The 23,082-nt window shown below is 72.9% G+C and carries 23 protein-coding genes; 11 read left to right on the forward strand and 12 right to left on the reverse strand.

Going from position 1 to position 23,082, the window contains the following annotated elements:
* Window positions 1-2: 2 nt before the first annotated feature.
* Entirely contained in the window at window positions 3-1,349 is a 1,347-nt protein-coding gene (locus AB0I21_RS17195) for a CheR family methyltransferase (protein ID WP_360562105.1), read from the reverse strand.
* Window positions 1,339-1,932 (reverse strand): chemotaxis protein CheW, encoded by a 594-nt coding sequence (locus AB0I21_RS17200; RefSeq protein WP_360562107.1) that lies wholly within the window; start codon window positions 1,930-1,932, stop codon window positions 1,339-1,341. The genes AB0I21_RS17195 and AB0I21_RS17200 overlap by 11 nt, the downstream gene beginning before the upstream one ends.
* Before the next feature lie 23 nt (window positions 1,933-1,955).
* Between AB0I21_RS17200 and AB0I21_RS17205 the strand changes: the two genes are divergently transcribed.
* Window positions 1,956-3,104 carry a DNA polymerase III subunit beta gene (locus AB0I21_RS17205; RefSeq protein WP_360562109.1) on the forward strand — a complete coding sequence of 383 codons (1,149 nt, stop codon included), beginning with the start codon at window positions 1,956-1,958 and terminating at the stop codon, window positions 3,102-3,104.
* 1,396 nt (window positions 3,105-4,500) lie between these two features.
* Window positions 4,501-4,731, forward strand: a complete 231-nt coding sequence (locus AB0I21_RS17210; protein ID WP_360562111.1) for a hypothetical protein — start codon at window positions 4,501-4,503, stop codon at window positions 4,729-4,731.
* Window positions 4,732-5,325: 594 nt separating this feature from the next.
* Here the strand turns inward: AB0I21_RS17210 and AB0I21_RS17215 are convergent.
* The 3 genes from AB0I21_RS17215 to AB0I21_RS17225 form a co-directional block, all read right to left on the reverse strand.
* The gene (locus tag AB0I21_RS17215) at window positions 5,326-6,132 is read right to left on the reverse strand and encodes a class I SAM-dependent methyltransferase (RefSeq protein ID WP_360562113.1); all 807 of its coding nucleotides are present in this window, start codon (window positions 6,130-6,132) and stop codon (window positions 5,326-5,328) included.
* A gap of 72 nt (window positions 6,133-6,204) precedes the next feature.
* Window positions 6,205-6,600 carry a CBS domain-containing protein gene (locus AB0I21_RS17220; RefSeq protein ID WP_360562115.1) on the reverse strand — a complete coding sequence of 132 codons (396 nt, stop codon included), beginning with the start codon at window positions 6,598-6,600 and terminating at the stop codon, window positions 6,205-6,207.
* 166 nt (window positions 6,601-6,766) lie between these two features.
* Window positions 6,767-7,501, reverse strand: coding sequence for a D-Ala-D-Ala carboxypeptidase family metallohydrolase (locus AB0I21_RS17225; protein ID WP_360562245.1), 735 nt, complete (start codon window positions 7,499-7,501; stop codon window positions 6,767-6,769).
* Between the two features lie 73 nt (window positions 7,502-7,574).
* On the opposite strand from AB0I21_RS17225, the gene AB0I21_RS17230 reads away from it, so the two are divergent.
* Both AB0I21_RS17230 and AB0I21_RS17235 read left to right on the forward strand, forming a co-directional pair.
* Window positions 7,575-8,117 carry an AAA family ATPase gene (locus AB0I21_RS17230; RefSeq protein ID WP_360562117.1) on the forward strand — a complete coding sequence of 181 codons (543 nt, stop codon included), beginning with the start codon at window positions 7,575-7,577 and terminating at the stop codon, window positions 8,115-8,117.
* A gap of 17 nt (window positions 8,118-8,134) precedes the next feature.
* The gene (locus tag AB0I21_RS17235; RefSeq protein ID WP_360562119.1) at window positions 8,135-8,962 is read left to right on the forward strand and encodes an aminoglycoside phosphotransferase family protein; all 828 of its coding nucleotides are present in this window, start codon (window positions 8,135-8,137) and stop codon (window positions 8,960-8,962) included.
* 151 nt (window positions 8,963-9,113) lie between these two features.
* Here AB0I21_RS17235 and AB0I21_RS17240 read toward each other — a convergent pair whose 3' ends face one another.
* Complete coding sequence (locus tag AB0I21_RS17240; protein WP_360562121.1) at window positions 9,114-9,692, reverse strand: GNAT family protein; 579 nt, start codon at window positions 9,690-9,692, stop codon at window positions 9,114-9,116.
* Window positions 9,689-10,102 carry a MarR family transcriptional regulator gene (locus tag AB0I21_RS17245; RefSeq protein ID WP_360562123.1) on the reverse strand — a complete coding sequence of 138 codons (414 nt, stop codon included), beginning with the start codon at window positions 10,100-10,102 and terminating at the stop codon, window positions 9,689-9,691. Before AB0I21_RS17245 ends, AB0I21_RS17240 begins: the two co-directional genes overlap by 4 nt.
* A gap of 184 nt (window positions 10,103-10,286) precedes the next feature.
* Here AB0I21_RS17245 and AB0I21_RS17250 point away from each other — a divergent pair, with 184 nt between their 5' ends.
* Window positions 10,287-10,733, forward strand: a complete 447-nt coding sequence (locus tag AB0I21_RS17250; RefSeq protein WP_344504264.1) for a response regulator — start codon at window positions 10,287-10,289, stop codon at window positions 10,731-10,733.
* Here AB0I21_RS17250 and AB0I21_RS17255 read toward each other — a convergent pair.
* Genes AB0I21_RS17255 through AB0I21_RS17265 form a run of 3 tightly spaced genes read right to left on the reverse strand, consistent with a single transcriptional unit; the run spans window position 10,720 to window position 13,321 of the window.
* On the reverse strand, window positions 10,720-11,295 hold the full coding sequence (locus AB0I21_RS17255; protein WP_360562126.1) for a GerMN domain-containing protein: 576 nt from the start codon (window positions 11,293-11,295) through the stop codon (window positions 10,720-10,722). The genes AB0I21_RS17250 and AB0I21_RS17255 overlap by 14 nt on opposite strands.
* Window positions 11,292-12,650 carry a HAMP domain-containing sensor histidine kinase gene (locus AB0I21_RS17260; protein ID WP_360562128.1) on the reverse strand — a complete coding sequence of 453 codons (1,359 nt, stop codon included), beginning with the start codon at window positions 12,648-12,650 and terminating at the stop codon, window positions 11,292-11,294. The genes AB0I21_RS17255 and AB0I21_RS17260 overlap by 4 nt, the downstream gene beginning before the upstream one ends.
* Window positions 12,647-13,321, reverse strand: coding sequence for a response regulator transcription factor (locus tag AB0I21_RS17265; protein WP_360562130.1), 675 nt, complete (start codon window positions 13,319-13,321; stop codon window positions 12,647-12,649). Before AB0I21_RS17265 ends, AB0I21_RS17260 begins: the two co-directional genes overlap by 4 nt.
* Before the next feature lie 88 nt (window positions 13,322-13,409).
* On the opposite strand from AB0I21_RS17265, the gene AB0I21_RS17270 reads away from it, so the two are divergent.
* The 3 genes from AB0I21_RS17270 to AB0I21_RS17280 all read left to right on the forward strand — a co-directional run bounded on the left by AB0I21_RS17270 (window position 13,410) and on the right by AB0I21_RS17280 (window position 15,433).
* Entirely contained in the window at window positions 13,410-13,748 is a 339-nt protein-coding gene (locus AB0I21_RS17270) for an STAS domain-containing protein (RefSeq protein ID WP_360562132.1), read from the forward strand.
* 14 nt (window positions 13,749-13,762) lie between these two features.
* On the forward strand, window positions 13,763-14,446 hold the full coding sequence (locus tag AB0I21_RS17275; protein ID WP_344504259.1) for an STAS domain-containing protein: 684 nt from the start codon (window positions 13,763-13,765) through the stop codon (window positions 14,444-14,446).
* A 78-nt stretch (window positions 14,447-14,524) separates the two neighbouring features.
* Window positions 14,525-15,433 (forward strand): sugar phosphate isomerase/epimerase, encoded by a 909-nt coding sequence (locus AB0I21_RS17280; protein ID WP_360562134.1) that lies wholly within the window; start codon window positions 14,525-14,527, stop codon window positions 15,431-15,433.
* Window positions 15,434-15,465: 32 nt separating this feature from the next.
* Here AB0I21_RS17280 and AB0I21_RS17285 read toward each other — a convergent pair whose 3' ends face one another.
* Window positions 15,466-16,212 carry a hypothetical protein gene (locus tag AB0I21_RS17285; RefSeq protein WP_360562136.1) on the reverse strand — a complete coding sequence of 249 codons (747 nt, stop codon included), beginning with the start codon at window positions 16,210-16,212 and terminating at the stop codon, window positions 15,466-15,468.
* A 110-nt stretch (window positions 16,213-16,322) separates the two neighbouring features.
* Here AB0I21_RS17285 and AB0I21_RS17290 point away from each other — a divergent pair, with 110 nt between their 5' ends.
* On the forward strand, window positions 16,323-16,652 hold the full coding sequence (locus tag AB0I21_RS17290) for a PadR family transcriptional regulator (protein ID WP_360562138.1): 330 nt from the start codon (window positions 16,323-16,325) through the stop codon (window positions 16,650-16,652).
* Window positions 16,649-18,835 carry a hypothetical protein gene (locus AB0I21_RS17295; RefSeq protein WP_360562140.1) on the forward strand — a complete coding sequence of 729 codons (2,187 nt, stop codon included), beginning with the start codon at window positions 16,649-16,651 and terminating at the stop codon, window positions 18,833-18,835. Before AB0I21_RS17290 ends, AB0I21_RS17295 begins: the two co-directional genes overlap by 4 nt.
* Window positions 18,836-20,397: 1,562 nt before the next feature.
* Here AB0I21_RS17295 and AB0I21_RS17300 read toward each other — a convergent pair.
* Complete coding sequence (locus AB0I21_RS17300; protein ID WP_360562142.1) at window positions 20,398-21,078, reverse strand: DUF4872 domain-containing protein; 681 nt, start codon at window positions 21,076-21,078, stop codon at window positions 20,398-20,400.
* A 634-nt stretch (window positions 21,079-21,712) separates the two neighbouring features.
* Here AB0I21_RS17300 and AB0I21_RS17305 point away from each other — a divergent pair.
* The gene (locus tag AB0I21_RS17305) at window positions 21,713-23,053 is read left to right on the forward strand and encodes a DNA polymerase ligase N-terminal domain-containing protein (protein ID WP_360562144.1); all 1,341 of its coding nucleotides are present in this window, start codon (window positions 21,713-21,715) and stop codon (window positions 23,051-23,053) included.
* Window positions 23,054-23,082 lie beyond the last annotated feature (29 nt).

Here is a 23,082-nt window from a genome sequence, read left to right on the forward strand (position 1 = left end):
CGTCATCGCGGTGCGGCCGTTTCGGCGTGGCAGAGTGCGATCAGGGCGCCGCGGCCGAACCCGCCGCCGAAGAGCAGGACGCGCTCCTCCTTCTCGTGCCGCAGCAGGGCCGCGGCCCGGCCCAGTTCGCGTTCTGCGGTCTGCCGGTCGCCGCCGCGCCGGGCGAGCAGCCCCATCCGCAGCCGCGGCATCGCGAACTCGGCGTCGAGGTGGGCGGCCATCCGGTGGTGCTCCAGCGCCCCGTCCGTGTCGCCGTCGCCCTCCCGGCACTCGGCGAGCAGGTGGTGCGCGTCGGGATTGAGGGCGTCACGGTCCAGCAGGCGGTGGCAGACCGCGGCGGCCCGCCCGGTGTGCCCGAGATGGGCGAGGACGGCGCCGCGCAGGAGCAGCACGTCGGGCCGGTCGGCCGCGGCGGTGTCGATCGCGTCGAGCGCCGCGAGGGCCTCACCGAACCGCTCCTGCTGCACGAGATGCAGCGCCTTCGCCTTGCCGTCCTCCTGAGGTGCCGGCCGCACCCGGTGTGCGTTCTGCGCCTGCTGTACGACCTTCTGGTAGTAGAACGTGTTGTGGGTGTGCTGCACCGCGAGGGCGGGCGGCTTGCTGCCGAGCGTGTCGGTGTGCCCCAGGAAGAGATAGCCGCCCGGCGCCAGGGCCCGCGTGATCCGGGCGACCGCCGCCGCGACCGTCCTCGGCGTCAGGTACATCAGCAGGTTGCGGCAGAAGACGACGTCGTACGTGTCGGGCGCGAACAGCACCGGGTCGTCGTTGACGGCGTTGTACTCCAGGAACCGCACGCGCCCGCGGAGCCGCTCGTCGATCTCGACCCCGTCGGCGGCGGCCCGGAACCATCGCTGCTGCATGGCGTCCGGGGTCTCCCGCAGCGACCACTGCGAGTACCGCCCGGCGGCGGCGACGCGCAGGGCGGCCCGGTTGACGTCGAGCCCGACGATCGACACGTCCCACGACGGCTCGACGCGTCCGGCGGCGACCATCGCGAGCGTGTACGCCTCCTCGCCCGTCGAGCAGCCCACCGACAGCAGCCGCAGGCATCGCTGGGTGGCCCTGACCCGGACGCGCGCGGGCAGCACCACCTCCGCCAGGACGTTGAACTGCTCGATGTTGCGGAAGAAGTAGGTCTCGTTGACGGTCACGGCCTCGGCGAGGGCGGCGAGCTCGTTGTTCCAGGCGGTGCCGAGCCGGTCGAGGTAGCCCCGGCCGGACAGGCCGTGCTGGCCGGCGCGCGCCCGCAGGGTCGCGGCGAGCTGGGGGTCCCGCTTGTCGTCGAACGTCAGCCCGAGCCGGATCGACAGCAGCTCGCGCAGCCGCGCGACGTCCTCGTCACGTTCCATCGTGCACCGGCCACTCGTCGTGCTCTGTGCTTGCGCTTGCGCTTGTTCTTGTTCTTGTTCTTGTGCTTGTCAACGGCCATTCGCTGCTCAGGAACAGCAGGGGCCGGGCATCCAGGACGCCGACGGCCGCGACGATCCTGGTCGCCGAGGCGGCGAGCATCGGCGGTGGCGGCCGGTCGGCGTCCGGCTCGACCGGCAGCACCCCGCGGACCGGCCCGGTGGCGTACGCGAGCGGCCCGCTTCCGGTGCGCGTCGTCACGAACCTGCTGGGCCGCTCCGCCGCCGCGCCGAGGAGCCGCGCCGTGTCGACGACGGGCACCGCGAGGCCGCGGATCACGCTGACCCCGAGCAGCACGTCGGCCGTGCCAGCCAGCGGCTGCACCGGCAGCGGCCGGATCGTCTCCACCACCTCACGCAGGGGCAGTGCGCACAACAGGTCACCGACGCCGAAGACCAGCGACAGCCCCGGCGGCGCTTCCGTGACAGCGGTCATCGCCACGCGATCATGATATGCGGCATTGGTCGGTTTTATACCGCGATCGGGTGAGGGCTGCGTGCTCTCGCCGGCTCCGGTTTTTGTCATACCCTCGGCGTAGGTTCGCAGGCATGGACGTGACCGCATCTGTTTCCCGGCTCGCCGCAGCCGCGTCGTTTCTGCTGCGCATGCTGACCGGCCGCTCTCTTCAGCCGTCCCACGCGGGCGTGCTGCTGCGCGCCGACGACGCCGGCCTGCACCTGGTCGCCACCGACGGCGAGGTGGTCGTCCACCTCCACACTCCCGCGACCGTCCACACCCCCGGCGAGGTGGTCGTCCCCCGCCGGGCCGTCGCCGACACCCTCACGTCCCTCGACGCCGCCGACGCCCGTCTCACCGTCCAGGGCGGCCGCCTGTCGATCCGCGTCCCGGGCGCCCGGTTCGCGCTGCCCAGCCTCCCCGACGCCACACCCCCGCCGGTCCACCTGCCCCCTGCCCACGGCACCGTCACCGGCGACGACCTCCGCACCGCCGCCGTCCCGGTGGCCGGCGCCGCCTCCCGCGAGCACGCCCTGCCCCTCTTCACCGGCGTCCGCCTCCGCGCCCACACCAGCACCCTGTCGCTCCTGGCCACCGACCGCTTCCGCCTGGCCGCCGCCGCGATCCCCTGGCACCCCGCCCCCGCGCCGGCAACCGACACCGTCGCCCGCGAGACTGCGACCGTCCGCGCCGGGGTCGAGGCACTCGTGCCCGCAGCCGTGCTGGCCCGCGCCGCGCAGCACCTGTCCCGCGAGGAGACCATCCACGTCCACACGGACGACGACCTGTTCGCCCTGTCCTGGGACGGCGGCAGCCTCACCACCCCGACCCTCGGCACCGGTTACCCCGACGCCCAGATGTCCCGCCTCCTCGACATCTCCGCCATCTGCACCGTCGAGACCGACGCCGACACCCTCGCCCAGGCGGTCGACCGCGCCACTGCCTTCGGTGGCCCCCACGGCCGCGTCACCCTCCAACCGATCGAGGGCGCCCTCCTGGTCCACGCCGACGACCCCCTCACCGGCGAGTCCGAGCAAACCCTCAAGGCCACCACCGACGGCACCCACGTCGTCCGCTCGTTCCAGGCCCGCCTCCTCTTGGACGCCCTGCGCGCGTTCCCCCACCACCCCGTGCGGCTCCAGTTCCAGCCCGACCTGCGCGCGACCGCGTTCACCGCCGCCCTGCCCACCACCACCCTCAACTACCTCGTCGTCCCCCTCCGCACCCCACCGACCACCTGACACCGCCCGCCCCCTCGACCCCGCCCGGCCCCAGTCCCAGCCCGACCTACGCACAACCACGTCCACCACCGCGCTGCCCACCACCCTCAACTACCTCGTCGCCCCCCTGCGCACCCACCGACCACCTGACACCGCCCGCCCTCTCGATCCCGCCCAGCTCCAGTCCCAGCCTGACCTACGCACAACCACGCTCACCACCGCCCTGCCCACCACCCCTCAACTACCTCGTCCCCCCTGCGTACCCCACCGACCACCTGACACCGGACCGGCCCCTCAGCCCCGCCCGCTCCAGGTCCAGCCCGACCTACGCGCAACCACGTCCAGCGCCGCCCTGCCCACCACCCCCAACTACCTCGTCGTCCCCTCCGCACCCATGCCACTGGCGGGGGCGAGTTCAGGTCCCAGGGCGCTGCACCTGGCGACGCATGCGATCACCGACCACCTGAGGCCGACCGAGCCCCCTCAGCCCGTCCGACACCCCATACAGCCACAACCACTGCCGCCCCCGACCGGCCCGCTGCGGCGCGGCTGCACTGGTTTCGTCAACGGACACCCCAGCCACCTTCAGCCCCGAGGAGGCCTCCGTGTCCTTCACATCCCGCCGCCCGCCTCGACGGCCTTCACCTCGCTGCAGATCCCCGCCTCTCAACACCCAGACACCGTGAGCCTCCCCGACCTTCATCCCCACGTCGTTCGCCGCCCCGCCACGGACCCCACGACCTTCGTCTCCACGTCGTTCACCAGCCCGCCACAGCCCGCCACGACCGTCACATCCCGCTGCCTGACTCGACGACCTTCAACGCGTCCCTCGGCATGCGCCCCACTTGCACTTCACACCCACCGCAGGCATCCACGACCTCTCCACCTCGCCGCAGAACTCCGCGTCATCCACCGCCACGCCGAGGATCTCCTACGACCTTCATCCCCACGTCGTTCGCCCACCCGGCCAACAGGCCCCACGACCTTCACCTCGCTGCAGATCCTCCGCCCTTCGACACCCAAACACCGTGAGCCTCCCCGACCTTCATCCCCACGTCGTTCGCCGCCCCGCCACGGACCCCACGACCTTCGCCTCCACGTCGTTCACCAGCCCGCCACAGCCCGCCACGACCGTCACATCCCGCCGCCTGACTCGACGACCTTCAACGCGTCCCTCGGCATGCGCCCCACCTGCACTTCACACCCACCGCAGGCATCCACGACCTCTCCACCTCGCCGCAGAACTCCGCGTCATCCACCGCCACGCCGAGGATCTCCTCGACCCTCAGCGGCCGCCACGATCGTTGTGCGAGCCGTGTCCGCGCCCGATCGGCCGGCGTGGGCGCTCGCCACCGCGACCGGCAGGTGCTGCCGCCTCTGACTTATTTGGAATCTGGCATGCCTACTGTTCTCGACCATGATCGAGATTCCTTGGGACAAGTTTCCCCTGGTGGGTGGGCATGAACATGCCCACCGATGGCTGTCCGGGATGGCCAACCGCATCGACAGCATCCGCGGCTTCTTCTGCGACCTCATCGACTTCGAGTGGATCGAGGCGAAGTTCGACCCCCGCCGGGTGCTCACCCTGCCCATCTCGCTGCGCGCCCAGATGAGACCCAACCCGCGGATCATCGACGACGCGTCCTGAGCCGAGATCATGGCCGCCGGGCCACCCTCAACAGCGAGGACCTCAAGCCCTACAGCAGCCCAGCCCGGCACGGACCCGGACACCGGCGAACAGTTCACCAGCTGCCTGCTACGAATCCCGGCGAACAAGACCTCCGGCCCTTTCACCAAACCGGTCGACCCCGTCGTCGGACAGCTCATCGACGCCTGGCGCGGACAGCTCATCGGCAAGGCCTACCTCAACGACCGGATCATCCCGGCGCTCTGCAGCAAGGCCAGCATTCCCGAATCCGACTCCCGCGGGGCGCTCACCAGCGACCGCGCTCGCGCCACCATCGCCACCCAACTGCTCAACGCACGCGAGCCGCTCACCCTCGCAGACCTGCAGCAATGGCTCGGCCACAAACACGCCGCCAGCACCCGCTATTACGGCGAAATCCTGCAGCGCACCCTCAGCGCCGCCTACCGCAAAGCCGACTGCTTCGCCAGCACCTCGCACAGAATCTCGGGCGCCCGTGCAGCCGACCTGCACGGGGCGCCATTGTTGCCCTTCAATCAGCTCCCCGGCGGGGAGACGGGCGCTCTGCTGAGTACAACCGCCACTGGTCGAAGCGATTCACCGGACTCGTTGGGCGATCCTCAGCTCAGTCAGGTACCGCTTGACAACTTGACCCCCGTAGTCCACGTCGATCAGCCGCGCGATGGAGTTCAGCAAGCCGTTCCGCTGCACGTCCGGCAAGGCACGGTGTCCGGAGTAGGTCAACAGCAGATCCAGGTAGTCAGCTGTGGAGTACGCCAGCTCCCACTCGTATCGGTAGAACGTCGCAGGACCGAATCGCCCCGACGAGGTGAGCTCCCGATCGTCTTCGACGATGTCACGAGCAGTGTCAAGACGCAGGCCCGGTGGGGTCGACGGATCGAAGCGCTCGTAGCACTTCTGGATCTCAACGAAGAATGCCTCGGTCCAGGTGCCGCCAGCGATGTGGTGGGTTGCGACGGTGCCCAGCAGGCCACCGAGACGCAAAGCGTCAGCAGACTTCGACACCCGCACCGCGGGGTCGATCCAGTGAAACGCGGTAGCGGAGAACACCACGTCGAACGGTTCACCGGGCAAGGACCAATCCTCGAATGCCCCCGTAACGACCTCCACCGCGTCGAACGCGGCAAGATTTCGCCGGGCCACAGCCGCCAGGTCCGCGCCCAACTCGACAGCCACGATGCGGTAGCCCCGCTCGGCCAACGGCACGGTCGCCTGCCCGGTGCCACAGCCGATCTCCAGCACTCTTGCCCCAGGCGCTACCCCGGCCGCAGCGAGATCATCAAACATCTGCACCGGGTACCGAGGGCGGGCACGGTCATATCGGGCAGCGTCCGCGTTGAAGTTCTCTCGCAACCTCACATAGTCATTGCTATCGCTCACCATCCGAGAGTACGAGCGCAGCTCCTGCGGCAGGCACCCAATTCTCGATGCCAGACACGGCAAGGTGCACGGGGGTCAGTTGTTGGGGGCCTCGGAGCTGATGTCGGCCAGGGGTGAAGCGGGGTCGCGGTCGATGGCGAGGTCGCCGAGGGAGACGATGCCGACGAGGTTGTCGCCGTCGAGGACTGGGAGGCGGCGGAGGGCGTTGGTGCGCATGAGCTCCGTGGCGGTGTCCACGTCGTCGTGTGGGGAGACGGCGACCAGGTCGGGGGCGACGACGTCGCCGACGGCGGTGGTGGCCGGGTCGGCGCCGGTGGCGACCACGCGGACGGTGACGTCGCGGTCGGTCAGGACGCCGCGGACGCCGCTGGTGGCGGTGACCACGAGGGCGCCGATGTCAGCGTCGCGCATGAGTTCCGCGGCGGCGGTGATCGGGGCGTCGACGTCGATGGTGAGTGGTGCGCTGGTCATGATGTTCTTCACCTGCTGGCCCATGACTGGACGACTACCCACTTCCGCCGGTGGGAATCCCCGCCGGGACCCGCCGCGACAGCGGTGGGGCGGAGCAACGGCTGACGGTGACCGCCCGCCGGTGGTGTGTGCCGGCGGGCGGTCAGGCCTGGCAGTGGGCAGTGGGTCAGTTGTCGCGCAGTGGGTCGAGGCCGCCGGTGAGGCTGGCGACGCCGCAGTTGGGGGCGGACCAGAAGCGGCTCGGGCGGCCGTCGACGTGGGTGTGGTCGTTGTGGTCGGGGTACCCGGGGCCGAGGATGCCGGCGAAGCCGTGGTTGCGGGCAGCCTGGGCGAGGGTGCACAGGGAGTGCGGGCCGGCGCCGAGATCGGCGGCGTCGCCGTAGAGGTGGCGGCTGGACGAGGCGCCGCCGACGGCGTTGTTGCACGCGGCGCTGCGGAAGCCGCTGGTGACGCGGATCGGCTGGTCGCCGAGGGCGTGCCGGAGCGCCTGGAGCTTCCACATCGTGACCAGGGCGTTGGCCTTGGCGGTCGCGGCGGAGACGTTGCCGCCGGCCCACGTGCTGTTGCAGTTGTTCAGCTCGGCATAGCTGAAGCTCACGGGCGTGCAGTCGTCGTCCTGGAGGGCGTACAGCTTGGCGAACGTGGCGGGTCCGGCGATGCCGTCGGCGGTGAGGCCGTATGCTGCTTGGAACCGGGCCACCGCTGACTTCGTCGCGGGCCCGTAGACGCCGTCGAGTCCGAGGACCGCGCCCGAGCCGGGGTAACCGGCGACGCGGATCTGCAGCTGCCGGACCCCTTCTCCCGACGATCCCTGGGCCAGCGTGCCGCTCCACGTGTAGCAGGCGTCGGCGTGTGCCGGAACTGCCGTGACGATCAGCGCTCCGGCCGTTGAGAACACCATCAGTAGCGCCGCACTGAGCAGGCGCATCAGTCTTCGCATAGACGCATATAAGTGTACGAATGGAGTGAAGTCAATGGATGTCCGTCGGTACATTCTGACCGGGGCACCCGGCGCCGGGAAGACCACCGTGGCGCTGGCGTTGCGTGCCCGGGGGCACCACGTCGTCGACGAGGCGGCGACCGACGTGATCGCCGCGTCACCGCATGAGCGGCCGCACGAGCGCCACGAGGAGTTCCTCGACCTGGTCGTACACCTGCAGCGGCACCGGCAGGAGCAGGCCGGCGACACACCGGTGCAGCTCTTCGACCGCTCGCCGCTGTGCACGCTCGCCCTCGCGAGGTATCTCGCGAGGTTCGCCGTCGTCGAGCCCACCCCGGCGCTCGACGCGGAGGTGCGGCGGGTCCAGGAGCGGCAGGTGTACCAGCGGCTGGTGTTCCTCATCCAGCCGATCGGGTTCGTGACCCCGACCGCGGCCCGGCGCATCACCTACCAGCAGTCGCTGGTCTTCGCCGGAATTCACGAGGAGGTGTACCGGGAGCACGGCTACGATCTGCTCGAGATCCCGCCCGGCACGGTGCGGGAGCGGGTCGCGATGATCGAGGAGCGGCTGTCATAGACACGACGGAGGACCTGGTGCGGCGGCTCGTCGCCGACCAGTTTCCACAGTGGACGGACCTGCCGGTGGCGGTGGTGCCCAGGCCCGGCACCGACAACGCGATGTACCGCCTCGGCGACGAGCTCGCCGTCCGCCTGCCCCGGCAGGCGAGCGGCGCCGCCCAGGTCGAGCGCGACGCGCACTGGCTGCCCCGGCTCGCGCCCCGGCTGCCGCTCCCGATCCCCGAGCCCCTGGCGACCGGCCGGCCCGCGCTCGGATTCCCGTTCCCGTGGACGGTCGGCAGGTGGCTGCCCGGCGACACGGTCGAGGCGTTCACCGAGCGGCGCGACGCGCTCGACCTCGCCGCGTTCGTCAGCGCACTGCGTGCCGTCGACCCGGACGGCGCCCCCGACGGGTATCGCGGCGGCTCCCTCGCCCGCAACGATGCGTCGGTACGCGACGCGATCGCCCAGCTGGACGGCGAGCTCGACCCGGACGCCGCCATCGCCGCCTGGGAGAAGGCCCTGGCCGCGGCCCCGTGGGACGGCCCGCCGACGTGGAGCCACGGCGACCTGCACGCCGGCAATGTCCTCGCCGCCGGCGGCCGGGTCAGCGCGGTCATCGACTTCGGCTGCGCCGGCGTCGGCGACCCGGCCTGCGACGTCATGCCCGCCTGGACGCTGCTGACCGCCGAGCACCGCGACACGTTCCGCGACGCGGTCGGCGCCGACGACGCGATGTGGGAGCGGGCGCGCGGCTGGGTGCTGTGCATGGGCCTGGTCGCCCTGCCGTACTACCGCGACCGCAACCCCGCCTTCGCCGCGATCGCCAGACGGATGCTCGGCGAGGCACTCCCGCGAGACTGAGCACCGCCGTAAGCCGAGACGCCGCCGGGAGACGAAGCGCCATCGGAAGACGAGGCGCCACTGGGAGACGAGGCGCCGCCACGGAGACGAAGCGCCGCCGCAGAGACGAAGCGCCGCCGCGGAGACGAAGCGCCGCCGCGGAGACGAGGCGTCAGCCGGCGGCTGACAGGTCCGACGGGATCATGCTGTACATGACCAGGTCGTGCCGGCCGGAGCGGGAGACGGCGACGTTGCGCAGCACGCCCTCGACCCGGAAGCCGGCCCGCTCCGCGACGTGCCGGGACGCGGCGTTCGCCGGTGCCGCCTGCAGCGCGATGCGGTGGAAGCCCTGCTCCGTCAGCGCCCACCGGGCCACCGCCGCGGCCGCCTCGGCGGCGACGCCCCGCCCGCGCGCCCACGGCGCCGTCCAGTAGTGCATCTCCGCCGACATCGCCGTCCAGTCGGCGCTGAACAGCGACACGTGCCCGACCAGCCGCCCGCCCTCGCGGGGCGCCACGGCGAAGCCGATGCCCTTGCCGGCGCGGCGGCGCTCCTCGATGCCGCTCGTGCACCAGGCCAGCGCCGTGTCGAGACCCGCGCCGGCGTACGCGTAACCGAGCGGCGACGCGTCGACGAACCGGGCGTCGTGCCAGACGGCGTGGACGTCCTGCGCGTCGCCGGGCACGAACGGGCGCAGCACCAGGCGCGGCGTGGTCAGCGTGACGGACGGCAGCACGGGCTCGGCGGTCACGGCAGCGTCACGCTGTCGACGGGGTCGGCGGAGGTCTCCCACCGCTGCCACCACAGCGCGTCCGGCAGCTCACCGGACGCCTCGACGATGCGGTCCAGCAGGTCCACGCTCTCCTGCGACGCGTCGACCTTGGCGTCCTGGACGATCGCCGACAGCTCCCGCAGCCGCTCCCGCATCACCACCCCGACCAGGTCGCGCCCGGCGGGCGTCAGCGCCAGCCACGTCGAGCGGCGGTCGTCGACGCGGTGGAAGCGCCGCACGAGGTGCTTGCGCTCCAGCCGGTCGCACATGCGCGTCAAGGTCGACGGCGCCACGTCCAGCTCCCTGGCCAGGTCCGCGCTGCGCTGCGGGCCGCCGGTCGCCAGCTCCACCAGCGTGCGGTACTGGGCCAGCGTCACGTCCGAGTCCATCGCCGCCAGATTCCGATCCGCCAGTGCAACCATGCAACGGCTGACCGCCAGCAACGCACGAACCAACGCCTCGTTTCCCCCCGGGGTGGTCATCCGGACATCGTTGCATGGTGGATACGTCGTTCCGGGTGCACTATCGTGTGCGTTGATGGTTGCAGTACGGCAACATTCTAGAAGGAGGCAAATGAACGGCGACGGCACGCCGGAGCTGGCCCGCATCCTCATCGTCGAGGACGACGCCGGCGACGTCGCGTTCACGCTCGACGAGTTCCGCGAACACCGGCTCAGCAACGAGGTCACCGTGATCGGCGACGGCCTCGAGGCGATCGACTTCCTCGAGCACCGCGGCGCGCACGTGGACGCCGCGACGCCCGACATCGTCCTGCTCGACCTCAACCTCCCCGGTGTCGACGGCCGGGTCGTGCTCGACCGGATCCTCGGCAACCCCCGCCTCGCCGACCTGACCGTCGTGGTGCTCACCGGCTCGCCCGCGGAGGAGCAGATGCTGCGCGACTTCGGCGTCCCCAGCGAGCACTTCTTCCGCAAGCCCGTCGACTTCGCGCAGCTGGCGAAGCTCATCCACGGCATCGACCGCTACTACCTGGTGATCGGCCGCCTCACCGGTCGGTGATCAGCGTGTGGTAGTCGGCGACGGTCAGCGGCCGGTCCGTGAGCGCGCCGTCGGCGCCGGGCACCTTCAGCACCTGACCGTCCTGCAGGAAGCGGACCGTGTCCACGTCGGTGCGGGCGTCGAGGGTGCACACGATCTGTCCGATCGCGAGGATGTCGTCGGTACGGCCACCCGCCTGCCGACGGAACGTCACCTCCGCGGTCCCGGCGACCAGCCGCACCCCCGCGATGAGGTCCGTGCCGGTGAGCGCGCTGGTCAGCCCGGCGGCGTGCTCGGCGTCGGTCGGGCCGGCGGCCAGGTCGGCGAGCAGCGCGGCCACGTCGCTGGTCGAGGCGACCCGCCGCTCCACCGCCACGAGCTGGTCGTCGCGGACCAGGTAGAGCCGCTCGACGACGGCCCCCACGGAGTTGCCCGCCGAGTTGCCCGGCGCCTTCTGCGACGGGTTGGGGATCACCAGCGACGGCTCGATCGGCCGTGGCGCGTGCTCGTCGGGGACCCCGCAGGCCTGCGCCGAGAGCGCGAGCAGGGCGGCGGCGACGACGAGAAGCGCGCGGCGTCTCACCGTACGACACCCGGCAGATCCACCCGGAAGCGCGCACCGCCGCCCGGACGGTCGAGCACCTCGACCCGCCCGCCGTGCGCGCTCGCGTGCTGCGCGACCAGCGAGAGGCCCAGGCCGGTGCCGTCGCCGCCGCCGCGGGCGCCCGCCGACCGGCCGCGGACGAACCGGTCGAAGATCACCTCGCGGTCGGCGGGGCGGACGCCGGGGCCCTCGTCGTCGACCTCGACCCGGCCGGCCCCGGCGACGCAGGTGAGCCGGACGGCGACCGGGCCGCCGCCGTGCCGGACCGCGTTGTCCAGCAGGTTGGCCAGGATCTGCTCGAGGCGGCGCCGGTCGACCAGCCACTGCGGCGCGTCGTCGTCGCCGGGCGGCTCCACCAGGTCCGCCGGCAGGCCCTGCGCCTCGGCCACCCGCCGGGCCAGGGCGTGCGGGTCGACCGGGGCACGCTGCGCCGGCTGGTCGCTGCGGGCCAGCTCGAGCAGGTCGTCGACGAGCGACTGGAACCGTTCGATCTCCTCGACGACGAGGCCGGCGGCGAGCGCGGTCCGCTCGTCGAGGTGCTCCCGCCGCCGGTGCAGGACGCTCGCCGACGCCGCGAGGGTCTGCAACGGCGAGCGCAGCTCGTGGCTGACGTCGGCGGCGAACCGGCGGTCCCGCTCGTGCCGGCGGGCCAGCTGGTCGACCATGCCGTTGAACGACGTCGTCAGCCGCGCCAGGTCCGGCTCGGCGGCCGGGTCGAGGCGGGCGCTCAGGTCGCCGTCGGTGATGCCCTGGGCGGCGTCGGCGACCGAGCGCAGCGGGCGCAGCACGTACCGGGTCGCGTACCAGCCCAGGCCCGCGCCGGCCGCCGCGACCGCGGCCGCGACGAGCCCGAGCACCCAGGCGAGGGTCCGCAGCGTCTGGTCGAGCTCGCGCAGGTAGTCGATCTCGTACAGCGCCGTCGTCGGCGACAGCGACACCCCGATGACCAGCGCCGGGACCCCGTCGACGCGGACCCACTGGGCGCCCTGGCCGCCCTCCTCGACGAGCCGTTGCAGCCCCGCCGGGACGGCGTCGGCGGCGCCCGGGTCATTGTTGCGCGTGTACCAGCCGTCGTCGCGGCGCAGCAGGGTGCGCCGGTTGCCGCCGGTGTCCAGCGACCTGAGGATGTCCACGACGTCGGGGTCGTCGTCGCGGAGGCTCGCGGTGATGATCCTCGCGTCGTACGCGGTGGCCCGGACCGTGGCCCGTTCCCGCCCGGCGAGCAGGGCGCTGCGGGTCAGCTCGTACGAGATGAACGCCATCGACGCGGACAGCGCCAGGGCCCCCGCGGCGAACCCCGCGATGACCCGTGTGCGCAGCCCGGCCCGCCTCATCGCTGCAGCTTGTAGCCCATGCCGCGGACCGTCACCAGGCGCCGGGGCGCCCGGGAGTCGTCCTCGATCTTCTGCCGCAGCCGGCCGACGTGCACGTCGACGAGGCGTTCGTCGCCGACGTCGTACTCCCACACCCGCTGCAGCAGCTGCTGGCGGGACAGGACCAGGCCGGGGTGCTCGGCGAGCTCGCACAGCAGCCGGAACTCGGTCCGTGTCAACGCGACCGGCTCGCCCGCGACCCGCACCTCGCCCGCCTCGGGCAGGATCTCCAGGTCGCCGAAGACGAGCGTCGACACGGTGGCCAGCACCGCCCGGCCGCGGCGGCGCAGGGCGCGCAGCCGGGCCGACAGCTCCTTCACCGCGACCGGCTTCACCAGGTAGTCGTCGGCGCCGGCCTCGAGCGCGGCCACGATGTCGTGGGTGTCGTCGCGGGCGCTGACCACCACGATCGGCACGTCGTCGTCGCGGCGCAGCTGGCGGATGCACTCGAAGCCGTCGACGCCGGGCAGCATCAGGTCGACCAGGACGGTGTCCGCGGGCTCGGCCCGCTGCGCGACGAGGCCGTCCTCGGCGGTGGACACGCCCCGCACCGAGTAGCCCTCGTCCTCCAGCGCCAGCATCAGCGACAACCGGATCCGATCGTCGTCTTCGATGACCAGTACGCCCGACACCACTGCATCATGCCAGGTCGGATGCGTTGTCATCGAACTGTCATACTTCCGCGGAACTCCCGCCACATGCGCGGCGGAGGCTCGTACCATGCATACCGGCACCCCCTTGGTCGAGATCGTCGTCACCGAGGAGCTCGACGCCGCCTCGGAGCCACGGGTCCGGGCGCTGCTCGAGGACGCGCTGACCATGCGCCCCGAGCAGCTCGTCCTCGACCTGTCCGGCTGCCCGTTCATCGACGCGACCGCGATCGGCATGCTGCTGGACGTCCACCGGCAGGTCTGGACCTCGGGTGGCAGACTCACCTTGCGCGCCCCGTCACCCCGCGTCAGGAGAACGTTGCAAATCGCGCACGTAAATCACGTGTTACGAATGGTCCCCGAGGACGACGGACACGACATGATGACGGAGACCAGAGCGGCCTCTTGAGAGGAGCGGCGACCGTGACCGCGGCGACGACACCTGACGGCACCGACTTCACGTTGATCTGCGACGCCTGTGGCCAGAGCGTCACCGGGCTGGGCGCGACGATGCACAACTGGGATCTCGTCTGGAGCCTGTTCCGCCGGCACGGCTGGACCGGCGCGCGGCTCGCGACCGGCCCGCACAGCTGCGGGCGCTGCTCCCGGGTGCCGCTCGCGTCCGCGGACGCCGACCCGGTCGGCTGGCTCGCCGGCGACGCACCGCCTTCGGAGGCGGTCGTCGAGGCGGCGCCCGCCCCCGTGGTCGTCACCGACGCCCGGGTGAGCGCGGCGGTGGTCGACGAGGCACTGGTGGTGTCACTCAGCGGCGACCTGGACATCGAGGTCGGGCCGGCGCTGCGCGACGCGCTGTCGCCCGCCGGCTACCGGCCCGGGCACCTGGTGCTCGACCTGAGCCGGGTCACCACCCTCGACTCGTCGGTGCTGGGGCTGCTCGTCGCCGCCCGGCACCGGGCCGCGCAGGCCGGCGGCCACACGTGCCTGGTGGGGATCGCGCCGTTCATGCGCCGGATGATGCACACCCTGTGCCTGCTGCACCTGTTCGTCGTGCTGCCCGACCGGGACGCCGCGCTGAGCTGGCTGCGCGGCGACGACACGGAGCTGCCCCGGCAGCGTGACCTGCGGGGTGAGACGACGCCGGCCTGAGCCGTGACAAACGCTGCATCGAACTATAGAAATGTCGGGATGAACGGAAGTTCCTGACATCTCGGAGGGAAGTGCAGCATGCCCAGCTCCTCTGTCAGCCGGCGCGGTCTCCTCGGCGCGGCCGCTCTCGGTGGCGCCTCGCTGTTGGGGACCCCGGCCGCGAGCGCCGCGCCCGCGCACCGCCAGTCGCGGGTGCCGCTCGACCGGATCAGCGTGCAGCTCTACACGCTGCGCGACCAGCTCGGCCTGGACCTCGCCGCGAGCCTCGCCGAGCTGCGCGCCATCGGGTACACCCGGGTCGAGCACGCCGGGTTCGTCGGCCGGACCGCCGCCCAGTTCCGCGCCGCCCTGGACGCCGCCGGCCTGAAGGCCACCTCGGGGCACGTCGCCATCCCGCAGCCGTGGGACGCGACCGCGTGGCAGCGGGCCCTCGACGACGCCAACGTCGTCGGCAACCGCTTCATCGTCCACCCGTTCTTCGGCATCGACCCCGCCACCGGCCAGCCGATCCGCGACGGCGCGAAGTATCACGCGCTGGCCCGCGACCTCAACCGCGCGGGCGCCCTGGCCAGGCGGGCCGGCCTCGACTTCGGGTATCACAACCACCAGCTGGAGTTCGTCCGCCAGGACGGGGGGTCCCGCACCGGGTACGACATCCTCACCGCCGAGACCGATCCCGGCCTCGTCCACCTGGAGGTCGACCTCTTCTGGGCGTGGCGGGGCGCCGCCGACCCGGTCGACCTCGTCCAGCGGCACCGCGGCCGGATCCGGCAGGTGCACGTGAAGGACATGGACACGGCGGCGGCGTTCACCGATCCGGGCGCTGGCCTCATCGACTTCGGCCGGATCTTCGAGCATGCCCGTGAGGCCGGTCTGGTGGAGTACATCGTGGAGCGCGACGACGCCGGGACGCCGCCGCGCACGCCGGCGGACGCGCTGACCACCGCCCGGAACGGCTTCAAGTTCCTGTCCGACCTGCGCTTCTGACTCACCACTCGTGCGGCAGGCTCGCTTCTGACTCACCACTCGTGCGGGAGGCTGTAGCGCCAGTTCGCCGCGATGAACGTGCCCGCCGGGGTCCGGTAGGACGGCCACACCCCTGCATCTTCATCGGACCTCGGCAGGTCGCGGCGGACCTTTCTGGCCTTCGCGCCCGCCAGTTTCGTCTCGTGGTATGGCCGGTCGTGCCGCACGTCGGGCACCGGCACGCTCGCGGGCCACGGCTCGGAACCGCCGGGGTCGGCGTCGAGATGCACGGCGACCAGGAGCAGCGCGTCGGCGGCCCACGGCGTCCCGTCCGCGCGCACCCGTCGCCGGAGGACCTGCACGTGGTCGTACAACTCGTGCAGCGCGACAGGAAACGCATGCCGCGGATCGCCGTCGCCCCACCCGTCGAGATGCGCGGTCAGGTAGTGCCCATCGGCGGTCCGGACCCGCACCCGCTCCGACGGGGCGTCCTCCGGCGGTTCGAAACCGGGCCGGCGGCGCAGGTCCGCCCGCTTGCCGAGGACCTGGGCCGCGTGGGTCCGCAGCGCCTCCGCCTCCCCGGCCGGCAGGTACCGGTGCGCCGCCGCGTCCGCGTAGGCCTCGCCGTCGCCGTAGACGGCCAGCGGCGGGGGCACCATGACGCCGACGCCGGGCGGGAAGAACCCGCGCTGCTTCTCCCACTCGAACATCGGCCACTGCACGACCGCCCGGGCCGCCCTTTCACCCAGGAATGAGCCGGCGAAGACCCCACCGGCCACCAGCAGTGCTCTGCGCTTCACGCTGTCGAGCCTAGGGCCTATTGTTCCGATTTTTCGCTCATGTACTGATTTGCTCCGGCCGCTCAGGGGGCTATGTAGAAAAGCGGCTGAGGGCTATGTAGAGTCGATGCATGGCGTCGGATGTTCGAATGACCGCGGCGGTGGCGAAGGTGGTGTCCGCCTTCCTCGCCGATCCCGCCGTGGATCGATATGGCCTGGATCTGATGCGGGCGACCGGCCATCCGAGCGGCACGCTGTATCCGATCCTGCTGCGCCTGCAGCGGGCCGGCTGGGTCGACGCGCATTGGGAGGACATCGACCCGGTGGCCGCCGGTCGCCCCGCCCGCCGCTACTACCGGCTGACCCCCGACGGCGTCGTCGCCGCCCGGACCGCGGTGGCGGAGCTCTATGCCCAGCTGGCGCCCGTCGTCGCGCCCCGGACCACCGAGGGGCTGGCATGACCGCGCTCGACCGCCTCGCCGAGGCCCTGCTGCGGCTGGCGGCCCGGCGGTGGCCCGCCTCGGTCCGTGAGGTGCAGCTGCAGGAGTGGTCCGCCGAGCTGCACGCGCTGCGCACCGAGCCCGGCGCCGGTGCCGGGCGGCGGGCGTTCGGGCAGCTGCGGTTCGCGTTCAGCCTCGCCGCCGCCGCACCCGTCGACGACGAGGACGGGGTGCCCCGCGGCTGGCGCGACGCCCTGCCGGCGGCGGGTCGCGCCCTGCAGCCGTTCGCCGTTCTGGTGTTCTTCGGCCTGATCGCGATCGGCCCCGCCGCCGGCGTCCTCCGCGCCGTCGACGAATGGCTCCTCGGCCTGGCCGGCGTGAAGATCGGCTGGCCCTCGGGCGCCGCGATCACCGCGCTGACGTCGGTGCCCGCGCTGCTCGTCCTCACCATCGTCGCGTGGTGGCTCGGCCGCCGCATGCCGCTGGGCCTGCCCGGCCTCGGCCGGGCCGGCTCCGCCGCCGCGGCGCCGCTGCCCCTGGCGCTGGCGTTCGCGGTGCTCGTCGTGGGCACCCAGAGCTCGATCGGCGTCGCCGGCGAGACGTTCGCCGTCTGCCTGGTCATCGGCGCGCCGGTCTGGACGGCGCTCACCGCGGCGCTGGCGGCGGCGGTCGCCCGGCTCACGTCCACACGCCGCCGCTGGTGGCCGGTCGCCGCGCTGCTCGCCCTCGTGGCGACGCCGCTGGTCGTGGAGCTGGCGGTGACCGCCGCCGTCCTGCCGGCGATCTCCGCCTCCGGCGCTGAGCTGTCGGCCGCCTTCGCCTGGGCGCCCGACCTCGTCTCCGGCGCCGTCCTGGGCGGCGGCGCCGACTCGTGGCACCAGTCCCCCGAGGCCATCAGCCTGTTCAACGCCACCAGCGCATACCCGGTGCACCTGCTCATCCTCACCGGCGTCGCCCTCGGCTACGGTGTGGGCGCGGCCCACCCCCGCCCGCCGAGGCCGGCGCCGGTCCCGGTGCCCGCCGCCGCCCCGATGCGCCTGCGCCCGTCCACCGTCACGGCCGGCGTGGTGGCGCTCCTCGTGGGCCTGTTCTCGTGGGCCTACACGCTGACCGTCCTGACCCCCGCCATGCCCAGGGTCGGCGAGACGGCTCCGATGCCGGGCGGCGACGGCGAGCTGTACATGTGGGTGGCCGAGCTCCGCTGGGGCGGCGTGACCCTCGCCGCCCTCGGCCTGCTGCTCGCCACCGCGGACCGCCGGGCCGGCCCGCTCGCCGCCGCCACGCAGACCGTCGCGCTGCTGGTCACCGACGGCGTCCTCGCCCGGACCGAGTCCCCCACCCTGCGCACCGCCCTGACCGCGGGCGCGATCACCGCCACCGTCGCCTGGGCCGTCGCCGGCCCCACCCTCGGCAGGGACGGCCTGGCCGCCCGCCGCCGCCTCGCCTGGACGGCGGTCATCGCCGCCTGCTGCGGGCCGATCATGTTGGGCCAGGGCACCCCGGCGGTCAACCACCCGTTCCTGCCCACCGGCCTGTCCGTCACGACCGCGCTCGTGGCCGCGGGCCTCGCCCTCGTCGCCGCCCGGTCCGCCGCCGCGGCCCGCCCCGTCCCCCTGCACCCGGCCTGGTCCGCCGCCGTGACCGCCACCCCGGTGCTGCTCCTCGGCGCCCTGGGCCTCACCACCGGCGCCGGCGTGCCGAGCGACATCACGATCACCGGCCTGCTCCTGTCCGCCCCGATGCTGCTCACGGTCATCGCCGTCATGCGCACCCGCCGCCCCGCCGGCGGCTGGGCCAGACCAACCCTCTGGACCGTCCTCGTCCTGACCAGCCCCGTGCTGAGCTTCCTGCTCGTCGCCGCGTCCCTGCTGCTGTCGATGTTCGCCGCCAACGTCCTGTTCACCGTCGCCGGCAGCAGCTGGGCCGCCGACGGCATGTCCCTCCTCCCCGGCGCCGTCATCCTCACCCTCACCATCGGCGTCCTCACCGCCAGGAAGCTGATCCGCACCCCGGAGCCACCGCCCGGCCATCCCGCCCTACCCTCCCCTCACCCCACCCCGCCGCCGGGGCAGCCAGCCGTACCGCCTTACGCCCCAGCCCTCCACTCGCCAGCCCTCCACCGGCCGTCCCCACAACCGCCGGCCCTCCACCCACCGTCCCTCCAACCAGCCCCACCAGCCGGCCAACCAGCCGGGCGGCTCTAACCACCAGCACCCAGCACCGCCGCGCCACCGGACCAGCAACCGCCCGCTCTGCCCCACCCACCGACCCTCCACCCGCCGACCCTCTACCCGACTGTCTCGCCACCCGGCTGTCTCGCCAACCGGCCAACCGGCTCTCACCACCACGCCACGACCTTGGCCAGCAGCCGCCCGCCCGGCCCTCACCCACCCACACTCCGCCCGCCAGCACCCATCCGCTGGCCCTCGACCCGCCGGCCCTCCACCGGCCATCGCTCCGACGCCCACCAGCCAGCCAACCGCACGGACCTGACCACCAGCACCCAACACCGCCACGCCACCCGGACCAGCAACCACCCGCTCTGCCCCACCCACCGACCCTTCCCCCGCCAACCCTCCACCCGGCTGCCTCGCCACCCGGCCAACCAACCGGCCGACCGGCTCTCACCACCACGCCACGACCTTGGCCAGCAGCCGCCCGCCCGGCCCTCACCCACCCACACTCCACCCGCCAGCACCCCACCCTGTGGCCCTCGACCCGCCGGCCCTCCACCCGGCCGCCGCTTCAACGGCCCCGCCAGCCGACCAACCAGCCGCGCGAACCTGACCGCCAGCACCCAGCACGCCACGGCCACCCGGCCAGCAAACACCCGCGGGACCGACACCGCCTTACCCACCAGTCCCGCCGGCTCGCCGCCCAGCCGCACAGAAGCAGCTGCTGAACCCCGAACTCGCCTCGCCAACCGGGCCACCACCCGCCTTCAGTCGACCAGGCCGTCCTGCAACGCTGGCCCTCCTCCCGCCATCTCGGCAACCGGACCTGCCATCGGCCAACCGGGCGCGCGGCGCTGACCGCCAGCACCCCGACCCGCCGATTCTCCAGCGGCCAACACTCCAACCACGGGCGCTTCGATCGACAGTCCAAACGGCTGGCCACCCAGCCACACGAGGGCAGCCGCTGGATCCCGAACTCGCCGCGCCTCGCCAGCTGGGCAACCGGCCTCGCCAGCCGGCCGAACAGCCGCACGGCTCTGGTTGCCACCACCCAGCGCGCCACGCCAGGTGGGCCAGCAACCGCCTTCGCCGCCCTACACACCGGCTCTCCTACACCACGCCAGCGGACGCGACGCTCCGGCTGGCCCACCCAGCCGCGCGAAGTAGCTGCTGGAACCCGACCTCGCGTCCCCAGCTGGGCAACACCCGTGTCGCTCCACAGGCCGTCACTGCGACCGCCGGCCCTCCATGGCCGACGCTCCCCAGCGGCGCTCCAACGACCGGGGCTCCAGCCGGGCCCGCCAGAGAGCCATCCCAGGCCGCGCGGCCGGTCCGAACAGTTCTGCCAGCTCGGCGACCAGCAGTTCCGCTCGATCTCCCGGCCCCGCCTGACCGGATGCACCCAGCTTCTGACGGGCCCCTCCGCACGGGAACACCATCCGCCAGCTTCCCGTCCTGCACCGCCCGATTGGCAAACGTGGGGCGGCGGGGATGAGTTGACCGGCGGTGTGGTGGCTGTCGGAAGATCCAAGGACGGATCCGGTCGTGGTGATGGCCAGATCCGTCCTTGGATCAATGCCGGAGCGTTGTGGTCAGGTGGGTGGGTGGAGGAGGAGAGGGATCGCGGACTCCTCGATGGTGCGGGCCTGGTCCAGGAGGTCGGCCAGGGTGGTGAAGACGGTGGTGGGGTCGGTGGTGGTGGGGTGGCGGGCGGTGGTGGAGATCGCTGACCAGATGGTGGCGGCGGAGCGGAAGGTCGACGCCGCTTCGGTGAGGTGGGGATTGCCGGTCAGGGTGGCGGCCTCGTCGAGGAACTCGGCGTAGAGCGGGCGGGTGGCGGCGGGGGCGGTGTACTGCTCCTCCAGGCACTCGTGGAGCCGCCGGAGCGCGAACGTGAATGCGGCGGGTGTGGCGAACCGGCGGGGGAAGCCGGTCTTCGTGCGGGTGTCGCGGAGCTGGGACGCCAGACGGGTCATGCCGGAGAAGCCGAAGTTGGTGTCGAAGGCGTTGCCGAGGACGGGGACGGTGAGGTGGGTGGCGGTTTCGGCGAGGGCGGCGGGAATCGCGGTGGGCAGGGGGACGGTGGGGGTGCCGGTGACGACGAGGCGGTGGTGACGGCCCTTGCGGTGGGCGGACCAGGCCTCCATGAAGGCGTCCACGGGCAGCTGGTGCGGGGCGTCGTCGTGGACGGTGAAACCGCCGGGGTGTTCGTCCAGGACGAGGATGCCGTGGGGGTCCGCGTCGATGGGGACGGCGACGGTACGCCATGGCAACCGGCTCGCGGTCACGGTGCAGTACACCGGACGCCCGGCGGCAAGGGAGAGCCGCAGCGCCTTGAGGGGCCGCCGGGGTGGTGCTGTGCGACTCGGTGAACGGGACGCCGAGGCGGGTCAGCACCGTGGGGGTCCAGGGGGCGGGGTGGTGCTGGGCGACGACGGTGAGCATCGGGGGCATGCCACGGTAGTCGAAGACGGCGGTCATGGAGCCGATGCCGCCGCCGAGGCCGCAGATCATCGGCTCGCTGAGGTCGGTGCCGGCGGCGTGCAGGAGGCGGCGGACGAGGTCGCTGGGCTGATGTTGCGGGGGGCGGGCAGTGGCGCGGGCGGCGACGACGTGCCTGCGGGCGGTGGTGTAGGACTCCCCGGTGCGTGTGCTGCGCTCACGGACGAGTCGCTTGAGATGCTTGTGGTCGGTCATCGCGGCTGCCTCACCGACGGTCGGGCCGCTTCCGCGTGCCCACGCGGCGAAGTCGGCGACCGTCGTGCGGGACCGGGCCTCAACAAGACCGCGATGGCAACGGACCATCTCCTCCCCCGCGCGGCCGGCGGGCGTGGGCCACCGGTCGAGGGTACGGCGCGCGGACTGCGCCACCAGGCACTGTATCCGACCCCGTGCTTGACTGGAGCCATGGCGGGCGAGCGGCGGTTCGTGGTGCAGCGGCACCGCGCGACGCGGCTGCACTACGACTTCCGGCTGGAGATCGACGGGGCGCTCGCCAGCTGGGCGGTGCCGAAGGGGCCGACGCTCGACCCGAAGGTGCGGCGGGCCGCGTTCCACGTCGAGGACCACCCGATGGACTACGTCGACTTCGAAGGGGTCATCCCCGCCGGTGGGTACGGTGGCGGCGACGTCATCGTGTGGGACGCCGGGACGTGGGAGCCGTACAAGGACCCGGACCCCGCCGCCGCGGTGGCCGCCGGCCAGCTGCACGCGCGGCTGCACGGCGAGAAGCTGCGCGGGGCGTTCGTCCTCATCCGGACGGGACGGCAGCAGAACGGCAAGGACGACTGGCTGCTGCTGCACAAGCGCGACGAGCACGCGGTCGACGGCTGGGACCCGGAGGACCATCCGCGCTCCGTCCTCAGTGGACGCACGAGCGAGGAGGTGCTCGCCGACCCCGACCGGCTGTGGGACCCGCACACCGGCGCCCGGGCGCTGCGGGCGAGCGAGTCGGAGCTGCGGGCGCTCGACGGGCTGCGCGACGGCGACGACTGGCACGTGTTCGGGCGCGCGGTGCGCGTCGGCGATCCGGGCACGGTCCTGTTCCCACCCTCACGGGCCGGGGAGGCGCCGGTCACGAGGCGGGAGCTGCTGCGGTACGTCACCCGGACGGCACCGGCACTGCTCCCCCACCTCGCCGGCCGGACGCTCGCCCTGCGCCGCTACCCGGACGGTGCCGGCGGCCGCGCGACCTGGCAGCGCCGGCCGCCGCGGCACGCGCCGCCGTGGCTGACCGCCTTGAACGCGGACGAGCCGGCCGCGGTGGTGTGGGCGGCCGCCGCGGGCGCCCTCGAATGGCACGTCGACACGACGGGCCTGGCCGTGATCGACCTGGGGGCCGGCAACGCGTGGGCGGATCAGGTCGCGCTCGCCCGCCTGTACCGGACGGCGTTCGAGCACCTGAAGGTCTCCGCCGGCGTGAAGGTCGGGCCCGGCATCGAGCTCTGGGTGCCGGCGGCCGGCGACGCCACCGCCTGGGTCGAGTCGCTCGCGCGCTCCATCGCGGCGGTGGCGCCCGGCTTCCAGCATCACGGCGTGGCGGGCGGGCCGGCGGCGGTCGCGCCGTACAGCCCGCTCGCCGCGCCGGGTGCGCCGGTGTCGGCGCCGATCGGCTGGGACGAGCTCGACGACCCGGCGCTGGCCCCGGCGGCGTTCACGGTCCGCACGGTCGCGGACCGCGTCGCCGAGCGCGGCGACCTGTTCGCGGCCACCCTCGCCCCACCGCGCGCCCTGCCACCGCTGGTCTGAGGTCCCGCCCCCGCCACCGGGCAGCGGGA

This window comes from Dactylosporangium sp. NPDC050588 (genome assembly GCF_040654975.1).
Classification (GTDB): Bacteria; Actinomycetota; Actinomycetes; order Mycobacteriales; family Micromonosporaceae; genus Dactylosporangium; species Dactylosporangium maewongense.

Bases quoted from the DNA above. Each gene is read 5' to 3' on its own strand.
- AB0I21_RS17210 (WP_360562111.1), top strand. From the start codon at position 4,501: ATGATCGAGATTCCTTGGGACAAGTTTCCCCTGGTGGGTGGGCATGAA.
- AB0I21_RS17270 (WP_360562132.1), top strand. From the start codon at position 13,410: ATGCATACCGGCACCCCCTTGGTCGAGATCGTCGTCACCGAGGAGCTC.
- AB0I21_RS17230 (WP_360562117.1), top strand. From the start codon at position 7,575: ATGGATGTCCGTCGGTACATTCTGACCGGGGCACCCGGCGCCGGGAAG.
- AB0I21_RS17220 (WP_360562115.1), bottom strand. From the start codon at position 6,600: ATGACCAGCGCACCACTCACCATCGACGTCGACGCCCCGATCACCGCC.
- AB0I21_RS17250 (WP_344504264.1), top strand. From the start codon at position 10,287: ATGAACGGCGACGGCACGCCGGAGCTGGCCCGCATCCTCATCGTCGAG.
- AB0I21_RS17280 (WP_360562134.1), top strand. From the start codon at position 14,525: ATGCCCAGCTCCTCTGTCAGCCGGCGCGGTCTCCTCGGCGCGGCCGCT.
- AB0I21_RS17245 (WP_360562123.1), bottom strand. From the start codon at position 10,102: ATGGACTCGGACGTGACGCTGGCCCAGTACCGCACGCTGGTGGAGCTG.
- AB0I21_RS17305 (WP_360562144.1), top strand. From the start codon at position 21,713: ATGGCGGGCGAGCGGCGGTTCGTGGTGCAGCGGCACCGCGCGACGCGG.
- AB0I21_RS17195 (WP_360562105.1), bottom strand. From the start codon at position 1,349: ATGGAACGTGACGAGGACGTCGCGCGGCTGCGCGAGCTGCTGTCGATC.
- AB0I21_RS17205 (WP_360562109.1), top strand. From the start codon at position 1,956: ATGGACGTGACCGCATCTGTTTCCCGGCTCGCCGCAGCCGCGTCGTTT.
- AB0I21_RS17225 (WP_360562245.1), bottom strand. From the start codon at position 7,501: ATGGTGTTCTCAACGGCCGGAGCGCTGATCGTCACGGCAGTTCCGGCA.
- AB0I21_RS17295 (WP_360562140.1), top strand. From the start codon at position 16,649: ATGACCGCGCTCGACCGCCTCGCCGAGGCCCTGCTGCGGCTGGCGGCC.
- AB0I21_RS17260 (WP_360562128.1), bottom strand. From the start codon at position 12,650: ATGAGGCGGGCCGGGCTGCGCACACGGGTCATCGCGGGGTTCGCCGCG.
- AB0I21_RS17215 (WP_360562113.1), bottom strand. From the start codon at position 6,132: ATGGTGAGCGATAGCAATGACTATGTGAGGTTGCGAGAGAACTTCAAC.
- AB0I21_RS17200 (WP_360562107.1), bottom strand. From the start codon at position 1,932: ATGACAAAAACCGGAGCCGGCGAGAGCACGCAGCCCTCACCCGATCGC.
- AB0I21_RS17290 (WP_360562138.1), top strand. From the start codon at position 16,323: ATGGCGTCGGATGTTCGAATGACCGCGGCGGTGGCGAAGGTGGTGTCC.